This window comes from Trichococcus pasteurii (genome assembly GCF_900112935.1).
Classification (GTDB): domain Bacteria; phylum Bacillota; class Bacilli; order Lactobacillales; family Aerococcaceae; genus Trichococcus; species Trichococcus pasteurii.
On the sequence record NZ_FONM01000028.1, the window covers coordinates 1 to 17,982 of the forward strand.

Consider the following 17,982-nt stretch of genomic DNA (forward strand, 5'->3'; position numbering starts at 1 on the left):
TGAGACGCATTCAGATGCGGATACTCTTGAAGCCAAGCAACAATCCAATCCTTGTATGGGTCCAATTTCTTCTTCCTCGAACCTAATGAATTGACCCATTCGAAAGCTTCTTCCGGTGTCTTCTCCATGTAGTTATAAACCGTTGTGCGGGATACCTTCAACTGCTTTGCGATTTGTTGGATGGAAAAGTCCCGCTCTTTCATCTGTTGAATTTCCAAATATAACATTAACTTCTTCTTCACCTTTCGTCCTCCAATAACCTAAGATACCTTTAAAAGTATACAGGATTGGAGATATTCTTTGGCGAAAGTGTTCAATCTTATTCATCGAAAACTGTTCAATTTAGTTTAGCACTGACAGGAAAATAGCACCACAGTGAATGCTGCCTCTCCTACTGCTTCGAAATCTATATTTTCGGTTGTAAAAGACACTGTAAGAAAGCACCCTGTAGCGATGGTTGTGATTGGATTGGTGGTAGGAACAGCTACAGTCGGAGGTATTGGCTACGGAAAGTATAAAGCTAAAAAGAAGCAGAATGAGGGGAAAAACGAACTGCCGGAATATGTAAAGGACTTCAATAATGCTTTCAGAGTATATTTAGAAGAGGTTCATGCAGGCAATCTGAATGAAAGCACACTGGATACTTTGATTAAATATCTAAATCAGATGAAGGAGCGCATTGACTCTGACGAGAGCGAAATTTCATTTTCTTCGGAGCAGGTGGGCAGCTTGATGAACATTGTCTTTGACTATACAAGGCAGCTTGCTAAGGCAAACTCCTATAAGGTTGTGAAACTCAGAAAGCCGGAAATTGTTTCTACAGAGGAATCTATTGACGGTTTGCAGGAGTACTTGTCTATTCAGAAACAGATTTTTGTAATGGGATTATAAGATAAAAAGAAAATCTTGTTATGAGTCCAAGTAAAAAAGCTGAAAAAAGAGACTGATTGGCAGATCCATAGAAGTAGGAAAGCAGTTGCTTGAGAGATAATGAAGTTGAATTTTTATACCAATTTGTCATTGAGTACGATAGATTTATTGGGATTATAGAAACGATAAGGAGCTATCATGAGGGGTGGAATTAGGATGGTAATTTTACGTGGCTAGGAAGACGATACTTATTCTTTTGGAGGAAATCACGTAGATGTTTGTATGGAAGAAAGCTATAATGATGACGATGGACAAAGTTGTAGAGAGATCGTTGGATAGGGTTCGTGAAATTTGCAATTTAATTTAAGCCTCAAAAGAGGCTTTGCTTGGATGGATAAATTTGAATTTGGAGGACTAATTATGGCAAAGAAAACTTTTACAAAAAAATGGGATGACGTGATTCCTAGAGATGCAACAGGAGGTTTTGTTGGCCTTGATTATACTTGCCCCTACTGTCATTATGATAACGCTGAAGTGATATATATTGACGCTAGCAACATTGGTAAAATTGATGCCGATTTTGAAACGGACCAAGTGTGTAAAATATGTGGAAAAGATGTAATAGTAGTATGTCAATATTAATATGCAACCAATGAAAGTGGTTACTTTAAATTCAATTTTGCCGTGAGTATCAAGGACTTGTTCCCTAATACGCCTTTCTCTGACGGACATGTTTCCAAGAATCGCAAAATCGCAGATATATTTCCGAGTACGTCGGCAGAAATTCTGGTGTCTCGAGCCAAGTCGAGAAGGTAGGACTGATTGTCAACACCGGTTCAAAAATGTTGTTTTTCAGCGGTAGCCGATGTTGGATTTCACCGGCGTCAGCCGAAAAACAACGGGGTTATGTCACTTTTCACCGGTCGATCAACGGGGAGCGTGTGTTTGGAAACCGCGCATCTTCTACAACACGTTCCACTTTACGTTCGGATCGAAATGCCAGCTCTCGGTTGGTCAATTCCAGGAGAGCTTCCGTATATAAATTTATCTATTATAAATGGGGCAATCCGGATCAATCCTTACCGATCAATTCTGAAGGCTGCTGTGGTGATGGGTAAATTTCTAGAAGAGTAGTTCAATTTGGGATTAAACGCATTTTAAAATATATATTATTTCCATGAAATATCAGCAAAGAAGAAGGCTAAGATTCCCAAGCGGATCTTAGCCTTTTTGTTTTGCCAAAAATGAATGGAAGAAGGATGAGATATGTTTCAATCAAAAAATAATCGTTACGTCACTAGAGGTGTAGATGATTCAGTTCCCGTAGAAACTCAGTTCTTTCTATGGTCCCTGATCGACGATCAAGTGCAGAAGGGGGACGAGGTCGACTACTTCCAGAAATTCGAATTGATAATCAGTGATAACGGCCAAGAAATTTTGCATAGCCAAGAGGAGCCCAAATGGAGTCGCAAGACATTGCTGGAGATTCCGAAAGATTGTTGCGTAAACAAAGTCATCTGGGTGATCGACAGTGAGGAATACCAGACGATGTTATTTCCGGATGAATACTAATCATGGAGACAGGAGGATATTAAAGAAATGAAAAACATATATGAAAGTAATGGGATTTTTTCAATGACAGAAAAAGAAGGTGACAAGCCAAAAGCAGCGAAGCGCGTGAACATCGTTTCGGTACGATTGGTCAAGGAATCCAGTATGCTCTACAAGCGGAGGAGTATTGGCTCACCTGCGGATGGGTACGAAATCTTCAAAGACTTTTTGGAAGATTTGGACCGGGAGGCTTTCATTGTCATTTCATTGGACACCAAGAATCAGCCGCTATCCATTAACGTTGCTCATATTGGCAACATCAATTCCAGCATTGTTTCGCCGGCCTGCGTCATGCGGGTTGCTCTTCTTAGTAATGCAGCATCGATCATGGTGGCTCATAACCATCCATCCGGAAATCCAGAACCGAGTGAAGCGGATCTTATTACCACCAAAAAATTAGAAGAAGTCGGTGATTTGATGGGCATCCGATTATTGGATCATTTGATCATTGGTGATGGTCATTTCATTTCTTTGAAGGAACAGGGCTTTTTGTAAAGGGGGGATGCTCAATGAGGAATATTAAGTTTGTAATGGAGCTGCTCGACAAGCAGTTGGGTGTTTCAACGGGTGCGTCCGATTTCGGCTATGAAAGTGTTACATTGGACCGGAGTGAATTGGATACGGATTTGTTGCCTGGCTATTTCGATGAGATACAAACCGATGAAACGCTACTGATCCATTTTTATAATGTTTACGATTACATCGTTTATATTGTAGCCGATGTGAAAGACAGCCGTTGGTGGCTCGTGGGCATCCTGAAGGCCGGGAAGCTTGCGTTTAGCAGGAGATTTGATTTGTAGGGGGTGGCATGATGGACAAACAGATTTTAAAAATAGCCCTCGCATGTTTGAGGTTAATTGAGGAAATGATTGCGAATACAAGAGATGGAAGGGATTAAATAATGGATAGTATATTTTTCAAACTCTTACTGAGCGTTTCGATCGTTGTGATAAAAACAATACTGGATGAAGATTAGGAGGGATACTATGATCACTGAAAAAAGCACAATCGCTGTAGAGATGTTACTTAATGAAGAAAAAACGGAACGCTACCTTTATAAGCGGATTTGGAGTAAAGCAAAGGCGCCCAAGCTCGCTTGCGTAATGACGATACATCCAGGAAGTACTGATCCGAACAGTATGGATCTGACCACCATGCTGATTGCCAATGCAATCAACGAAATGGGCTACGATGGTTTTCTGGGCGTTAACCTAACAAGTAAGCTACAGCAAAAACGGAAAATCAGCGCTAGCGATTTTTCGGAGGAGAACGACTCGGCTATCCTCGAAGCATTTAATGAAGAAAACGTAGAAAAAATAATTGTTGCTATAGGATCAAGCATCAAGACGAACAAAGAAGTGAACGCCCAACTGAAAAGTATAATAGCCCAGCTATCTGAAGAGCGGCAAAAGATGGTGGAGGTGTTGGTTGGACTCGATGGACCGGTTCATCCGTTGACTCCGATTGCTCGTGGTGTAGGTGGATGGAAGCTTGCTAAGCTAAAAATGTAAAACTGAGGACAAAAAATGATCACTTCTAGCACTCTAAGCTCTAGACTGAAAAATGAGTGCTGGGAGTGCCGAAAGAGATCTGTTTTTGACTGGTATTTTCCAACCTCTAGTGTATTTTCAAATCTATTCTCGTGGTATTCTTATTATCAAGGAGGGATACCATGAAATATGAAATAAATGAAATTGAGCTGCAGATTTTGCTTGAAGCAATGAAATTAGTAAATTTGGAGAAGCAGGTGCTCTTGAAGGATGACGAAATTGACATACCTGAAAAAGTGGTTTCTAAAATAGTCAGGTCTGTCGAAGAGAGAATATTGTATTTGCTTCGAAGTGACTCAAGTGCAAATGCTAAGTCCCTTTTTGAAAATTATATTCAGGGAAGATTGGAATCCGAAAGATTTTTAAAAATTGCTCAGTCTATTTTGGATAGATGCAGATTTATTGAAGTTGAGAAAGGTGTTGCCGAAAAAATTAGGATTTCAGAGGAAACACCTGAACCTATACTTCATATTATGCAAAATTTAGCGGCTTATGGAAACGGGCTGAACGATTTAGTGGGTAGCAATTTTTATAATCAGTATTTTCTAAGTCAATTTTTAATCTACAGAACTAATGAGGATAGATTTAAACTTGACTCTAAGAAAATCAATAAAACTGAATTATATAAATTAGTTTATGATAATCCTGATTCAAAACTTGAGATACTAAACAACATGACTGATATTCAGAATGCTCATAAATCTCTTTTAAAAGAGAGCTCCTCGGATGTCAATTTTAAAACAGCGATAAAACGAATGAACCAAGTAATACCAAGCAAACATAAAGAGGGCACGATGAACCAGTCAGAAGAATTAAATATTTTTCAGCAACAGGCAGTGTTGATATGCTTTTTAATTTATAAATCGAGTTATCAGCGTTTTCTGAGTAACCCTTCTACACAACGTGTGCCTGACCCAAGAATTTTTGAAGAAATAAAAGCCGCGATTGAAGAATTTTATCAAAAGCGCCCAATTAGTGGAGTAGACGATGCATTGTTTTTGAAAACGTTGAGCGAAGATACTTATCATTTCGCATTATTTAACGCTATTACCCGACTTACTACTGTGGTATTGAGTGAGATGAACGAAATCGTTGTAGCTTCCAGAAAATACGATTCATTGAGTATGTTATTCATTATTGATCAAATGATTGAAAGCGTACCTGCCTATACATCTGAATGGCTAAGTAAATATCAAGAAATGGCAGCTGAAATTGATAAATTTTCTAAGTTTCCGGAAATCCAACAAGTAGTTCGGGAGGCTGCGGAAGACGAAGAAGCACTGAATTATGCAAAACAAACTATGCTCAATATGTTTAGTAAGTTCGATAGCTTACAACAAGATTCAGAAAATTATGAGTTTGTGGAAGAGACTTTCAAAAAAATAGTAAAAGACTATTACAATGATGATGAAGAAAAAAGTGCTTATACTAAATAAGTTCTAAATATTCGATGGAGATCTTTAAAAAATAAAACATATATGTGAATTAGCAGTATCCCCTAGTTTAGGAGGTGCTGCTTTTTTATGATATATAAGTTCATATTTTGTTACTGCAAAAAACGGTGACAATCAAACACCGTAGAGTTGTTTATTTCTGCAAGATGTTTTATTACGTTGGTAAATTTAGTAAATAAACATGAACTCTATACAATCTGTTTTTGTTAACGTATACATTTATTCCGTAGATAACCGATGTATATAAATTAATCTCTGAGGCAATGGTTTTAAATCAGGCGTTTTTTGTTTTTTTTACCTGAAAATGTTGATTTATCAATGGAGAAAAAAGTTAGAGGGGTAGCGCAATTCCCGAATCGGGCCGAATCTTGTAATCTATGGATAGTTCATCGAACGAAAAATCGATGAACGGAAAAAGGTTACATCAGGAGGCTACACGATGACGCATTTCCAACAACACCATGATGTTGGGGTGGGCCGATATGGATTAGCAGATATTGATCTTCCATATAGTTCACTTCAAAAAATACTGTTGTTGCCGCTGAATTACGACGTCGAGAGTCGAGGCCCCCATGTCCGAAGAATCCTTCAGGCATCCAACGTGTTTTCTAGTTTATACGATCTGGAGAAATCTATTCAACCGCTACTTTCTACTATAGAAAGTAGAGGGCTGATCGTTGCAGAGCGTTGGTTCAGTGATGTTTTGCCAAAAAGGCAAGACGAGCTGAACCGTACAATCGAAGAAATTAGCAAATATGTTTTGGTTGAAGGAAACGAGATCGACACATCAAGGGTCACCGATTTCTTGATACGAAATGATTTACCGGCAGCCAACGACAACGACAAGTTTCAAATGTACCGAAATCTCCACCCGCTTTACGAATTGCTGTTGAAAAATAATAAGCAGCAGCAATTTCTGAAGCAATGGGGGAACAAGCTCTTGGCAGAGGGTAGGCGAACAGAATCCGGGGTAGTCATCAAAGGAAACTGGCAAAGCTTCAGCAGTTATAGCGGCCGAATGTTCTGCAAGCAGCTACCATTGACGTCACTCCCTAAGGCTGTGAGAGAGTTCATCACCTCTCCCGACGAAAGAGTGATCCTATCCCTTGATTTCAACAATGCCGAACTTCGGATCCTCGCCTATTATTCCAAATGCACGAAACTTTTGGAGCAATTTGAAATTGGTGAAGACATCCATTTTCAAACCGGGACCATGATTGCGCAAGCAATTGGGCTCAAGGATGCGAATGTTGCTGTTATCAGGAAAACTGGTAAGCAATTTGCCTTTGCGCTTCTCTACGGAGCTGGAACTTCGATGATTGTAAATAATCTTCGAAAGCTAGTACCTACAGTGACGAGCGCAACCGTTTCTCAACTGGTAACCGCTTTTTTCAAAACCTATCCAGAAGTACACCTGTTCCTTGACAACTTAGAGAAAGATTCACACTTGTTGACGCCATTCGGCAGAATTAAGCCGCTTGCGACCTTCAAGCCGACGCAAAAGCGAAATTATCCATTTCAATCGAGTATTGCGGTTGCCGTGAAGCAATTAATGCTCATTGCAAACAAACGATTCGATGTCGTTCATGTGATTCATGATGAAATCTGGATACTTGCTCCCACCCGTGAACCAACGGTAGTGGAGGAAGTTATCGAAGAATTCTATCATCAATTACTAAACATACTACCAGATTTCCCGATTTCGGGATTCATCAAGGTAGAACCAATAGGAGGAAATACACATGAACATGGATGAAAAAAACACATTATTCCCAGGCGGAATGATCAGTTTGAGCAATTTTGCAAAAGGCGCGAAGGAAGGAATCAATCGCTTCCGTATATTGGATGCGAAGTTCGACACCATTATAACCAAGTCTGGTGAAACAAAAGATGTCGTCGTCCTGCAAATTCAGCTGACTCATACACAAGAACAAGATCGCCAAGAAACTCTCCAAGGATATCGCGTCTTTGTTGATTTTTCTTACAAAAGTCAATTCCATCAGATGATCTTATCAGCGACAACTGCTCTCGGTAAAGAGGATCTACCTGGCATCCGTGAAGTAATTGGCCTAGAGGGAACCGTAGCACTATCATATTACAAGCCGGATGAAGAAAGATCATTCGCTCGCCTAAACAATTGGAACTTTTTCGTACCAACCGAAACGATGGCGACGGAACTATCGCAGTACGCGGATGAGTTGTCAGATGAAGAGTCTGCCGATTGGGGGGATGACGCATGATTTTGTTTGAGAACAAGGAAAACGCCCGTCTGATCCGTCAATATCTTAATCAAGAGGCACTGTTTGAAAACTGCGACATCACTCCAGAAGCCCTGCGTACCTACTCGCACTTTGAAGAAGAGCTTGGTAAGGTACCGAATGATAGGCAAGGAAACATCTTGGCCGAACTAAGTGTGGGATATGAACTTCGACCGGTCATGAAAAGAATTTTAAATAATTATGATCTGTTAGAAGGGTTGGATGGTGAAATATCTGGTTCTGATGAACTTACGCTAGCGTTCCAAGCATTAATGTTGGAGGCTGCTCGCAAAGTAATGTCTGCTGAACTTTCCGAGGAACGAAAACTATGGGTCAATCGGAAATTGATGGCAGAGCGGATTATGCAGTTGTATTCATTGAGGATAAATCAAAAGGATCCAGAGATAATTTTGATTTACAACCACACAAATGGTCGTTGGGAGGATGGAAAGATTGCCATCTCCCGGTTGATTATTGAACTGACCCACTATTTAGGGACAAATGTTGTAGACTCTTGGACAGCCAACTTGGAAAAAGCAATCGTGGATATTCTATTACGAAAAGTTGAAATGATTGATCCATCAGAGTTTAACCGGAATTATTATCCGTTCGATAATGTAACACTTGATACTGCGACAGCAGACATCGTTGAGCATTCTCCAGGTTATTTAACGACGATGGGGAGTAACGTTTCTTATGAATCGACAGCTGAATGTCCAGTGTTTGAGACGTTCTTAACACAAGTTTTCGAAGATGAAGATACAGTTAAATTTGTTCAAGAATGGTTCGGCTATACTTTGTATTCTGGACACAAGGCCAATGCCTTACTGATTGGGGTGGGTTCGGGAGCAAATGGGAAATCCACTTTGTTCGATATCCTGGCTCAACTGGTAGGAATATCCAATGTGTCATCGGTGCCGTTGTCCAATTTCAACAGTGAATTCGGACTCGAGCCGTTGATTGGAATGAAATTGAATTTGGCGACAGAGTCCGATGCGGATGCATTTAAAACGGGGAAATTGAAGGCATTGACTGCTGGTGAAGCTATTTCGGTGAATCGAAAGAACAAAACTGAAATCACAATAATTCTCCCTACGAAATTCGTCTTTCTCGTGAATGAACTTCCTATGTTGAACGATAGCAGTATGGGATTTGAAAGACGTCTGATTATTCTGCCTTTTAACCAAACGTTTATGCCGGATAAGCAAGACAAAGATTTGTCAAAAAAACTTACGGCAGAGCTAAAAGGGATTTTGAACTGGACCATCGATGGAATGCAGCGGTTAATGAACAATAACTTTCAATTTACGAAATCCGAGGCCATGAATAAGGCAAAAGAATCCTACTTCGGAATAGGGAACCCAGTTGAACGCTTCGTGAAAGAAAAAGTTATCAAAGCACCAGAGAAAAAGATTGATAGTGCCGAACTCATTAATGCTTACCGTTTTTGGATGCAAGGTAAGGGATATCCTTACAAAGGTACGGATTCCCCACAAACTTTTTGGAGGATGTTTGATGAAGCAACGCGAAAAGAGCTCATAGAGTCTCATAGGAAAAAATCCAACGGAAGAAACATCGTGCATGACATTGCGCTAAAAACGGAAGGGTAAACTGATCCACTGGCATCACTTGTTGTACTACTGGGTGGAGTGAGCGCAGAGATGTCAGTGCTTTATTAATCACTGCAAATACAACCAATTGGCGGGAGAAACCTGCTACTAAAATGGATGGAAATTTACACTATAAGGAGGGGAATTAAAAATGGGGAACAACAATAAAAACTATACCTTTATAAAAACGGTCGCGGAACAACTATTACCGTATTTGATCAATCATGAAGAAAAATCTTCTGGTTATTACATGAATGAAAACTAAAATTGGAGGCGAGATAAATATGTTCGGTATGTCTAAAGAAGAAGTAAAGTATATGTGTGAAAGTCAGGGAGCTATCTTTGTTGATGTGGATGAAATATTTGGAGCGGGGATGTGGGATCTCGATGATTTAATATCCCTAATGAAAGAAAAAAACCTATGAAATAACCATGAACCAACTGACGCCTTGTCGGTTGGTTTATTTTTATCAAAGGAGATGCATGTACTATGCTATTTGCATACTTACGGACATCAGTGCAGAAGAAGAATAAGATATCCATCGAGATGCAGTTGGCTGCTATCAAAGAAAAATCAGCAGATCTTCAACTGCCAGAATTGCAAGAAAGTAAGATTTTTGAAGATTGCGGTATCAGTGGTGCTAAACTCGAAGAACGAAAAGGGCTGCAGGAACTCTTGACAATCCTTCAGGAACCGTCTTCGCGCTACAGTACATTGATGGTTTATCGCTTCGATCGACTGAGCCGAGACGTGGGAATCATGCTCAAGATTATGGAAGTTTTGGAAAATAATGAAATAAGGCTGATTTCGGTAATGGAATCTTCTCTTAATTCAGACAACATCCCCATGCAGAAAATGTTGGTTCATGTTCACGCCTTAGTGGCGCAGTTTGAGCGAGATATGATCATTGAGAATGTGAATATGGGATTAGCTCAAAAAAGAAGGGAAGGCAAGCCGCTTTCGCCCAATGTGCCGTTTGGATATCGCTACTCACAGGACGAGCTGCTTCCAGTAGAGACAGAGTTGAAAGTAGTTAGGTACATTTATGATCTTTACCTGACAGGTGAATTTGGGTACGAAAAAATAGTAAACCAACTCACCAAAAGGAACTTCATCTTTAATGGTCGTCCCTTTGTTGAAACAGATATCCATCGCATCCTTAGCAACAAAACCTACTATGGCATCTTTAAGGGTAGCGGTGTAGGTGGTGAGTACAAAGGCTCTCATGTAACCGTAGTCTCAGAAGAGGAATACGTTACTGTTCAAAAAATAAGAAGAAGGAAGCAGTCACCAAAGGTCAGTACAAGAAAAAATTGGCTGAGGCAAAAGCTGACTTGTCCATGCTGTAATCAGAAGCTAACACCCAAGATGAAACGCAACAATAAGATCGAATACCATTATTATTACTGTGCCAATCCGCAATGCAAAGAACGCGTAATCCATGCGGATACGGTTGAAAAAGAAGTGAAGAAGGCAGTGATTCAATTCCTTGTTCAAAGCCAGGTACTTGAACAGATGGTGGGCGAGATCGAGAGCCGACAGTGCGAAGAGTTCACGCAATCCAAGCGAGAGCAGCTACAACAAGCGAGAAGGAAGGAGCGACTCCTTCTCCAATTCGAAGAAGGGAGTATCGGTCCGGAAGAGTTCTCCAAAGCTTATTCAGCACTGAGACAGGTGAGCAGCACTACTAATCGCAAACCAAAAGTAACGGTCAGAAGAAAAGACTTGGAAGCTTTGCTCGAACAAAAAAATCAAATCAAGAAGCAGATGCTGCCGGAGAAGTTCTACTTCGATCTGGTAGAACGCGTTAACATGGATGAAAAATACCGAATTAAAGGGATTTACTTAAAAAATCTTAAAATCAACATCATTGAACAGGAGGAAATCAAATTATGATAGTAGAAACAGGGCCTAAGACCAAACGAGCAGTAGGATATATCCGCGTCAGTACTGCGGAACAGAAAGAAGAAGGCTACAGCCTTCTTGGGCAACGAAAAAATATTGAAATGTTTGCAGAGAAGCAAGGCTACGAATTGATCGACGTGTACGCTGATGAGGGAATCAGCGGAAAGAACATCATCAAACGTCCGGGCGTTCAAAGATTGCTCGAAGATGCCAAGACAGGAAAATTCGATGTGCTAATCATCTGGAAGCTAACGCGGTTAGGCCGATCCATGAAGGATGTGATGAACATTGCCGAAATATTGTATTCAAACAATGTTGAGCTTCACAGTATCTCCGAATCATTCGACATCACGACCAGTACCGGGAAGATGATGCTGGGACTGCTTGCCAATTTCGCTGAATTTGAACGATCCCAGATTAGTGAAAATGTCAAAATGGCCATGAAGTCCTTGGTGAAGAACAATAAGCGGTTTCCTGGTGGACGGATGTTAGGATACAGAAGTGACAGGGATGAAAATGGAATGAAGATCCTCACCATCGAACCAAAAGAAGCACAAGTCGTTCAAATGATTTTTTCAAAATATCTAGAGGGAAACGGATACCGAGCCATAGCCAACACCTTGAATAAAATGGGCTATAAGACCGTGAAGGGAAATACTTTCAGTACCATTGCCATCAAGGATATTTTGATGAACCCAACTTATACCGGTATGCTACGTTACAACCGTTATGAAGACTGGGAAAACAAGCGCCGTAAAGGATACAATCCAAACTACATTCTAGTTGAAGGCACCCATGAACCCATCATTGACAAGGAAATATTTGGTAAGGTGGAGGAACGCATCAAAATGGAAAGTAAGCAACCGCAATGGACTCACGCAGGCGAAAACATTCTTACTGGACTGCTCCGGTGTCCTGAATGCGGTGGTGCTATGGCTGCAAGCAATACAACGAACAAGAGGAAAGATGGCACAAAAAAGAGAATAAGATACTACTCTTGCGCAAATTCCCGGAATAAGGGTGCGACTGTATGTCACGCAAACAGTATTCGGGCCGACGTTGCAGAATCTTTTGTTCTGGGTAGGCTTCGCGAAGTGATAGCTTTTCCTGAAAACCTGAACAAAATCATCGATGAGCTCAACCATCAGATTAAATCACAACGCAAGCCGTGGGAATTGGAACTACAGACCCTCGAGAAAGAGTTGGTGGAAACGCAGGCTAAAATCGACCGGTGGCATACCTTACTAAAAGATACGCCCGAACTTTCAAGTGAACTGGGCACACGAATCGAGCATCTAGAAATTGAGTACTACAATCACAAGCAGCGTATTAAAGAGCTGAATTGCATGCTTGAAGTTGAAGGCTACAATATTAAAAGGGCAGACTCTAAAAGAGTTTTAGAGTTGGTGAATATCTTAATTGAAGATTCCGACTCGAAGAAGACGACCAAAGCGATCTTAAAGACATTCGTAGATCGGATTACCTTTGACAAAGAAAGCAAAAGCGATTTTAAAATATACATGACGTTCGATCAACTTATAATCGACCGACTGAACGAATTCATGTCATCAGAGCCAACAGCAGAAACAAATGCTGTTGGCTCTTTTATTTTGCCGAAAACACTAAAAATAACCGTATAAATATTTGATTAAAAAATGATTAAATAAAGATAGGTAAATTGCGAATTGGTTGTTATAATTGAGAGGTAGAAATCAAAATATTACTATTAAATTGGAGGATGGGAAATGATTGAAAGATTTCCTGATGTCGATTGGTATTGTGATAAGTGTGGTTCATCTCTTAACAATCAAGATGGGTTTAATGATCACAAATATCTTTGGAAATGTACCGAATGTGGATTTAAAAGTAGTATATCCAAAGATAATATTCATTGGAAAGACGAAGAGGACTAAGGTGGATTATGCCTATAAGAGTCAATAATGTACTCTTGTAGGCTTTCTACCATCACTAGATAAATTAATACGATAAATCACTTGTGATTAGCTGTCTTCGGAAATGGAAAGCTTCTCATTAGAGATCGCAAATATTTCGAGATTGAGAGGATTTTTTGATGAAGAGGCCTATATCTTATACTGCGAATAATGCAGCAAAAAAAGATACATTTGTTGGTATGCTGTACGAGAAGGGAGTACAACAAACAAAAAATGAAATATTAACTCAAATGGAATTGGATGCAAGAAGGCTATATGAAGAGGGATATATACATATACATGATCTGGAAGCCTATGGTCTAACTTATAACTGCCTCTCATTAGATGTACTGAATTCTGCAAAAATCAACATGTGCAACGCGGGAAATGATTTCGAAAAGATACTTAATATAGTTGAGTATTATAAGGAAATTATATCTAATATTGGTAACGAGCAATCTGGAGGCATAAGTTTCGCTAATTTTGATCATGAAATCAGCGCTCTATTTTCTCGGTTTGATATAGCTGATTCGGAAGAAAATTTAAACCTATTAGCACTGAGTTTGAAAAAATTCCTGAATTGGATAAATAAAACCCGAACGAGATATGGAGAAGAATATTATTACGTTACTTTGAATATGGGATTAGATACAACAGCTGTGGGCAGACATGTGATTCAAGTCATTATAAATGAACTATCTGAAAGTGAATTTATGTTACGTCCTAATATTGTAATAAAGGTAAAAAAAGGAATTAATGTATCCTTATCTGACGCTAATTATGATGTTCTCCAACAAGCGATTCAGTGTTCATGCAAGAGAATGAACCCGACTTATCTAAACTGTGATTCGGAATCTTTTTCTGAATGTGAGGGCATGAAGTTGTCTATAATGGGATGCAGAACAAATGTTAGTTCGAATTTATTTGGTGACACAACATCTATAGGGCGAGGAAATATAGCGAACATTTCCATTAATTTACCGCGTATTGCATTTGAGATAGTGGAGAATAAAACAGTATCAGTCGACGAAAGATTCAATTATTTTCAAAAAAAATGGGAAGAACTTGCGGATAAAGTCAGCTTAATCCTGTTGGATAGATATAAAAAGACTTGCCGTCAAGATATTAACCTATTTCCGGCGAACAAAGAATACCAACTTTGGAGCACACCGTTCGAAAAGGATTTAGTCGAAACTTTTAAAAATGGAACATTATCGGTTGGATTTATAGGGCTGTCAGAGGCAGTAGAGATTTTATTTGATAAAAAGATATATGAAGATGAAGATCTATGGCTGCAAACCATCGATTTTGTGAAGTTTATGAGAAAGAAAATGAATCAGAATACCAATTATTATAATTTGAATTTTAGCCTGTTGGCTACTTCTGGAGAAGGAATCAGTAGTCGTTTTTTAGATATTGATAAGGAGCTCTATTCTCATACTTGTCTAGAAAAAGGATATTACACAAATTCATTTCACATAGAGGTCGATTCAAATGTTAGCGCTTTTAGGAAGTTGGAATTAGAAGGGCCGTACCACAAATATTGTAATGGTGGAAGTATAAGCTACGTTGAATTGGGAGAAGCACCAATACATAATCCTAACGCTTTAAGTTCAATATTGAAATATGCTATGGAAAATAATGTCAATTATTTAGGTTTTAATTTCCCTTTGGACATCTGTAAGCAATGTGGACATGAGGGGTTTTATAATAGCTGTCCTAATTGTGGTAGTTCTGATATATATAGAATTAGACGTGTATCTGGCTATTTGGAGATGCTGGATAATTTTGGGAAAGGCAAACTGAACGAGGAAAATAATAGAAGGAAGAACCACTTTGGTGCGTAAAGGGTTGCCGGATTAATGATAGGACATATAAAAATTTCAAATTACAAGGAGTGTTAGGTACATGATTGAATTTAACGATAGTGATTTTGAGAGAGCATATGAAGAAGAGGTTGATCGTATCAATGAACAACTGGAGAAAGAAATTTTATTTGCAATGATTGGTGACGTCAATACTGGAAAATCCTCAACAATCAACCGTCTCGTCGGAGAAGAAGTTGCATCTGTTGGCGCTCAGCCTGGAGAGACGGTAATAGTTAAGAAATATAAATATAAAGATAAGATTATCTTTGCAGATACACCTGGATTGGATGACATCAACAGTAAAAACTCTGAGGAAACAGAAAAATTCTTTAAGGAAGCGGATATTATTTTATTTTTCCTGAATGCTGCAGGGACGGTATTTTCTGATGGTGAAAAGAAATACTTTGATAAAATCAGTAAAATTAATAAGAAGATAATATTTGTCATGAACAAAATTGATGCCGCTGACGACATACCGGGTCTGGTAAAATATGTTCAAGATATGACTGGTTATAACTATAGTGTCGTACCGATATCTTCAAAAACTGGTGAACACATTGATAGGCTTCGAAATGCAATATTGGACATCCTCAAAAAAGAGAACAAGGACATACTGTTTGCAAAAAGCATCAAAGCAAAGTCGTCAACCGCCAATAAGTGGATTTTATCAGCAGCAGCTACTGCTACGGGAATAGGTGCTGCGCCAATTCCTGGATCGGATATTGTTCCACTAACGACCATTCAGGTCGGTCTTATGTTAAAGTTGGCAACTTTGTATGAAAAGTCGATATCAAAAGACAGAGCAAAGGAATTAATACTCTCTTCGTTGATGGGAAGTTTAGGGAAAAATATATTCAGACAGGCAATAAAACTTATACCGGGAGCTGGCTCAATCGTTTCCGGCAGTGTAGCAGGTTCTTTAACTCTGGGATTAGGATATGCTGTCAAATATGCCTATGAGAACAACATTGAGCTTGATGCAGACATATTAAAATCACTAAGCTCAATTTTCATGAAAGAGAAACTGGTTTCGAAAGGTACGGCTATTTAATTTGTGTGCTGAGCTTATGTGATGAAAATTATGGAAAACATCTACATGTTTGAGTTAATGAAGATAGAGCTCTACTTTGCCATAAGGTGTAGAGAACAGGACAACCGAATACTGCTTAAGAATGTAATCGAATTTTTTGTCAAATGTTAAAAATATGCTGTTACAGTACACCTTAGATAATGTATAATAAAGTTATATAATATTTACAAGCTCGGCAAAATAACTTAATGAGGTGGATTCTATGTTAACAAATAATGCACAACAGTTTAAAAGTTTTTTGTTAGAACGTAATATGGATTTGAATTTTATCGATGACAATGGTGAAAGCGTTATTGAAATTCGAGAAATGTTAAAGTGTGGAGCAAAAATTAGATTGGTAACAGTTTTTGATAAGGATGATACGAATGTGAAAATATATGGGTTTGATTACATACAAGGAATTAACCCTGTCAAAAAAAACTACATATATGAAGCTCTTAATAACTTAAATTCGAATTATACTTTTACTAAATATTATTTAGATGGGGATTCAATAATCATACAAGGGAATTTGTATTTTTTAGATACCTTTAGCAATGAAGCGACCATGCAAATGATGCTTGGAGTAATGGATTGTGCAAATAGTGAATATCCAGCATTAATGAAGTTAAACTGGTCATAAAAAAATAAATTATCACGAAAGTAAGTAATTTGGACATTCCTTCAATCATAGTGTAGTAATTTCAACAAGATAGTTAATGACTATCTGCAAAATAGAGTAGACGATGAATTTCATCTATTGAAATAAGGAAGCTACATTTAACTCTAGAAGAGGATTTTTCTCTTTTGGGGTTTTTTTTTAGAACTATAACTCCCTGGTTTTACCTGATCAGTGAAATTCATTCGAATAGCATTAGTGGTTATGGTATCCGCAACACAACTAATGCTATAAAAAAACCGCAGTTGAATATGATACGCACATGCTTATCATAAATGAGGTCATTTTTTTGAGGAGAATGGCGGTATGACGGCATTTTTGAGTGAGCTACAGAAATGGCTTAAAAAAGAGAATAGAAACGAAAAAACGGAAAGCCTATGATGACGGGCTTTCCGTTTTATTTTTGCCTTCCGGATCATCTACCGCTGTAACACAGATGTAATATTTGCTGAATAATTCAGAACACTTGCCATGATAGCCATCAGTGAGTGGTTTTTGCATTTTACCTAGATTCCCAAAAAATTATAACGTGGTCGGGGGCACAACACCTAAGGTGTTATATAATTGCGACTGCTTCTTCGTAACCTCACCCACTCGCAATGCACTGCCTGGATTTTCAAATGCTTCAATGATATCCAATTCGTCCAGTAATTCCTGCATCGTATAATTTTTATACAGCTCTTTTTCGGACATCTGCTTTTTGATGTACGATAAATAGATCAATGCAATAAACTGTACGAATAATTTTCCTTCAAGCGAACTTTCTGATGAAACGGCTGTGCGCCGTAAATTCAGCCGCTCTTTAAGATTTCCAAATGCTTTCTCAACGATGTCTTTGTTACGGTACAAATCTAAAGCGGCGATGGGATCCTTGATTTCATTGCTGATGAGGGCAAAGAATCCGTAGTCTTTTTCCGCTTGGGTAATGGCTTTTTGTTTGGGGGGTACCTTTGTCCCGCGTTTTGGCGTTGAAGTGATTTCGAAGTATTTAGCGTACTGCTTTTCGTGTTCCACTTTGCGGTTCCCGGAAACTAGTTCTGCTTCGAGCCGATCAAGAAGCGCATTGAAACGGTTCTCGTGCTCCAGTGCTTTTTCACCGCTAAAATAAAGATGCAGGTACATCCGCCGTTTCCCTTCAATCACATCGCCTTTGTACGGCCGTTTCTGTGAATACTC

At 39.0% G+C, this 17,982-nt stretch carries 19 protein-coding genes; 17 read left to right on the top strand and 2 right to left on the bottom strand.

From position 1 onward, the window contains the following. Positions 1-242: HTH domain-containing protein (locus BM184_RS14465; protein ID WP_143091152.1), on the bottom strand; the 242-nt coding region annotated here is incomplete at its 3' end. A gap of 133 nt (positions 243-375) precedes the next feature. On the opposite strand from BM184_RS14465, the gene BM184_RS14470 reads away from it, so the two are divergent. The 17 genes from BM184_RS14470 to BM184_RS14545 all read left to right on the top strand — a co-directional run bounded on the left by BM184_RS14470 (position 376) and on the right by BM184_RS14545 (position 16,770). After that, entirely contained in the window at positions 376-891 is a 516-nt protein-coding gene (locus tag BM184_RS14470; protein WP_086941895.1) for a hypothetical protein, read from the top strand. Positions 892-1,260: 369 nt separating this feature from the next. Next, complete coding sequence (locus BM184_RS14475; protein WP_086941896.1) at positions 1,261-1,512, top strand: hypothetical protein; 252 nt, start codon at positions 1,261-1,263, stop codon at positions 1,510-1,512. Between the two features lie 624 nt (positions 1,513-2,136). After that, the gene (locus BM184_RS14480; RefSeq protein WP_086941897.1) at positions 2,137-2,442 is read left to right on the top strand and encodes a DUF960 family protein; all 306 of its coding nucleotides are present in this window, start codon (positions 2,137-2,139) and stop codon (positions 2,440-2,442) included. A 27-nt stretch (positions 2,443-2,469) separates the two neighbouring features. Next, positions 2,470-2,976, top strand: a complete 507-nt coding sequence (locus BM184_RS14485) for a JAB domain-containing protein (RefSeq protein ID WP_199902950.1) — start codon at positions 2,470-2,472, stop codon at positions 2,974-2,976. Between the two features lie 14 nt (positions 2,977-2,990). Continuing rightward, positions 2,991-3,281: a hypothetical protein gene (locus BM184_RS14490; protein WP_086941898.1), complete on the top strand. Its 291-nt coding sequence runs from the start codon at positions 2,991-2,993 to the stop codon at positions 3,279-3,281. 186 nt (positions 3,282-3,467) lie between these two features. Continuing rightward, the gene (locus BM184_RS14495) at positions 3,468-3,992 is read left to right on the top strand and encodes a DUF1643 domain-containing protein (protein ID WP_177208691.1); all 525 of its coding nucleotides are present in this window, start codon (positions 3,468-3,470) and stop codon (positions 3,990-3,992) included. Positions 3,993-4,153: 161 nt separating this feature from the next. Further along, complete coding sequence (locus BM184_RS14500; RefSeq protein WP_086941900.1) at positions 4,154-5,467, top strand: hypothetical protein; 1,314 nt, start codon at positions 4,154-4,156, stop codon at positions 5,465-5,467. A 457-nt stretch (positions 5,468-5,924) separates the two neighbouring features. Beyond that, positions 5,925-7,241, top strand: coding sequence for a DNA polymerase (locus BM184_RS14505; protein WP_086941901.1), 1,317 nt, complete (start codon positions 5,925-5,927; stop codon positions 7,239-7,241). Next, entirely contained in the window at positions 7,228-7,725 is a 498-nt protein-coding gene (locus BM184_RS14510) for a hypothetical protein (protein WP_086941902.1), read from the top strand. The genes BM184_RS14505 and BM184_RS14510 overlap by 14 nt, the downstream gene beginning before the upstream one ends. Next, entirely contained in the window at positions 7,722-9,353 is a 1,632-nt protein-coding gene (locus BM184_RS14515; protein WP_086941903.1) for a DNA primase family protein, read from the top strand. Before BM184_RS14510 ends, BM184_RS14515 begins: the two co-directional genes overlap by 4 nt. 254 nt (positions 9,354-9,607) lie before the next feature. Next, the gene (locus BM184_RS15345) at positions 9,608-9,778 is read left to right on the top strand and encodes a hypothetical protein (RefSeq protein ID WP_177208692.1); all 171 of its coding nucleotides are present in this window, start codon (positions 9,608-9,610) and stop codon (positions 9,776-9,778) included. A 65-nt stretch (positions 9,779-9,843) separates the two neighbouring features. Next, positions 9,844-11,250: a recombinase family protein gene (locus BM184_RS14520; RefSeq protein ID WP_086941904.1), complete on the top strand. Its 1,407-nt coding sequence runs from the start codon at positions 9,844-9,846 to the stop codon at positions 11,248-11,250. Continuing rightward, entirely contained in the window at positions 11,247-12,899 is a 1,653-nt protein-coding gene (locus tag BM184_RS14525) for a recombinase family protein (RefSeq protein ID WP_086941905.1), read from the top strand. Before BM184_RS14520 ends, BM184_RS14525 begins: the two co-directional genes overlap by 4 nt. 105 nt (positions 12,900-13,004) lie before the next feature. Continuing rightward, complete coding sequence (locus BM184_RS14530) at positions 13,005-13,172, top strand: Sec23/Sec24 zinc finger-containing protein (RefSeq protein ID WP_086941906.1); 168 nt, start codon at positions 13,005-13,007, stop codon at positions 13,170-13,172. Between the two features lie 158 nt (positions 13,173-13,330). Further along, the gene (gene nrdD, locus BM184_RS14535) at positions 13,331-15,037 is read left to right on the top strand and encodes an anaerobic ribonucleoside-triphosphate reductase (RefSeq protein WP_086941907.1); all 1,707 of its coding nucleotides are present in this window, start codon (positions 13,331-13,333) and stop codon (positions 15,035-15,037) included. 61 nt (positions 15,038-15,098) lie between these two features. After that, entirely contained in the window at positions 15,099-16,109 is a 1,011-nt protein-coding gene (locus tag BM184_RS14540; protein WP_086941908.1) for a GTPase, read from the top strand. Positions 16,110-16,350: 241 nt separating this feature from the next. After that, positions 16,351-16,770 carry a hypothetical protein gene (locus tag BM184_RS14545; RefSeq protein WP_086941909.1) on the top strand — a complete coding sequence of 140 codons (420 nt, stop codon included), beginning with the start codon at positions 16,351-16,353 and terminating at the stop codon, positions 16,768-16,770. A 558-nt stretch (positions 16,771-17,328) separates the two neighbouring features. On the opposite strand, the gene BM184_RS14550 is transcribed toward BM184_RS14545, so the two are convergent. After that, positions 17,329-17,982 (bottom strand): IS1634 family transposase (locus BM184_RS14550; protein ID WP_457921099.1); only part of this gene is annotated, 654 nt, incomplete at its 5' end.

Coding starts and splice junctions, on each gene's coding strand:
- BM184_RS14475 (WP_086941896.1), top strand. CDS start 1,261: ATGGATAAATTTGAATTTGGAGGACTAATTATGGCAAAGAAAACTTTT.
- BM184_RS15345 (WP_177208692.1), top strand. CDS start 9,608: ATGAAAACTAAAATTGGAGGCGAGATAAATATGTTCGGTATGTCTAAA.
- BM184_RS14500 (WP_086941900.1), top strand. CDS start 4,154: ATGAAATATGAAATAAATGAAATTGAGCTGCAGATTTTGCTTGAAGCA.
- BM184_RS14530 (WP_086941906.1), top strand. CDS start 13,005: ATGATTGAAAGATTTCCTGATGTCGATTGGTATTGTGATAAGTGTGGT.
- BM184_RS14520 (WP_086941904.1), top strand. CDS start 9,844: ATGCTATTTGCATACTTACGGACATCAGTGCAGAAGAAGAATAAGATA.
- BM184_RS14525 (WP_086941905.1), top strand. CDS start 11,247: ATGATAGTAGAAACAGGGCCTAAGACCAAACGAGCAGTAGGATATATC.
- BM184_RS14485 (WP_199902950.1), top strand. CDS start 2,470: ATGAAAAACATATATGAAAGTAATGGGATTTTTTCAATGACAGAAAAA.
- BM184_RS14515 (WP_086941903.1), top strand. CDS start 7,722: ATGATTTTGTTTGAGAACAAGGAAAACGCCCGTCTGATCCGTCAATAT.
- nrdD (WP_086941907.1), top strand. CDS start 13,331: ATGAAGAGGCCTATATCTTATACTGCGAATAATGCAGCAAAAAAAGAT.
- BM184_RS14510 (WP_086941902.1), top strand. CDS start 7,228: ATGAACATGGATGAAAAAAACACATTATTCCCAGGCGGAATGATCAGT.
- BM184_RS14495 (WP_177208691.1), top strand. CDS start 3,468: ATGATCACTGAAAAAAGCACAATCGCTGTAGAGATGTTACTTAATGAA.
- BM184_RS14480 (WP_086941897.1), top strand. CDS start 2,137: ATGTTTCAATCAAAAAATAATCGTTACGTCACTAGAGGTGTAGATGAT.
- BM184_RS14540 (WP_086941908.1), top strand. CDS start 15,099: ATGATTGAATTTAACGATAGTGATTTTGAGAGAGCATATGAAGAAGAG.
- BM184_RS14490 (WP_086941898.1), top strand. CDS start 2,991: ATGAGGAATATTAAGTTTGTAATGGAGCTGCTCGACAAGCAGTTGGGT.
- BM184_RS14545 (WP_086941909.1), top strand. CDS start 16,351: ATGTTAACAAATAATGCACAACAGTTTAAAAGTTTTTTGTTAGAACGT.
- BM184_RS14505 (WP_086941901.1), top strand. CDS start 5,925: ATGACGCATTTCCAACAACACCATGATGTTGGGGTGGGCCGATATGGA.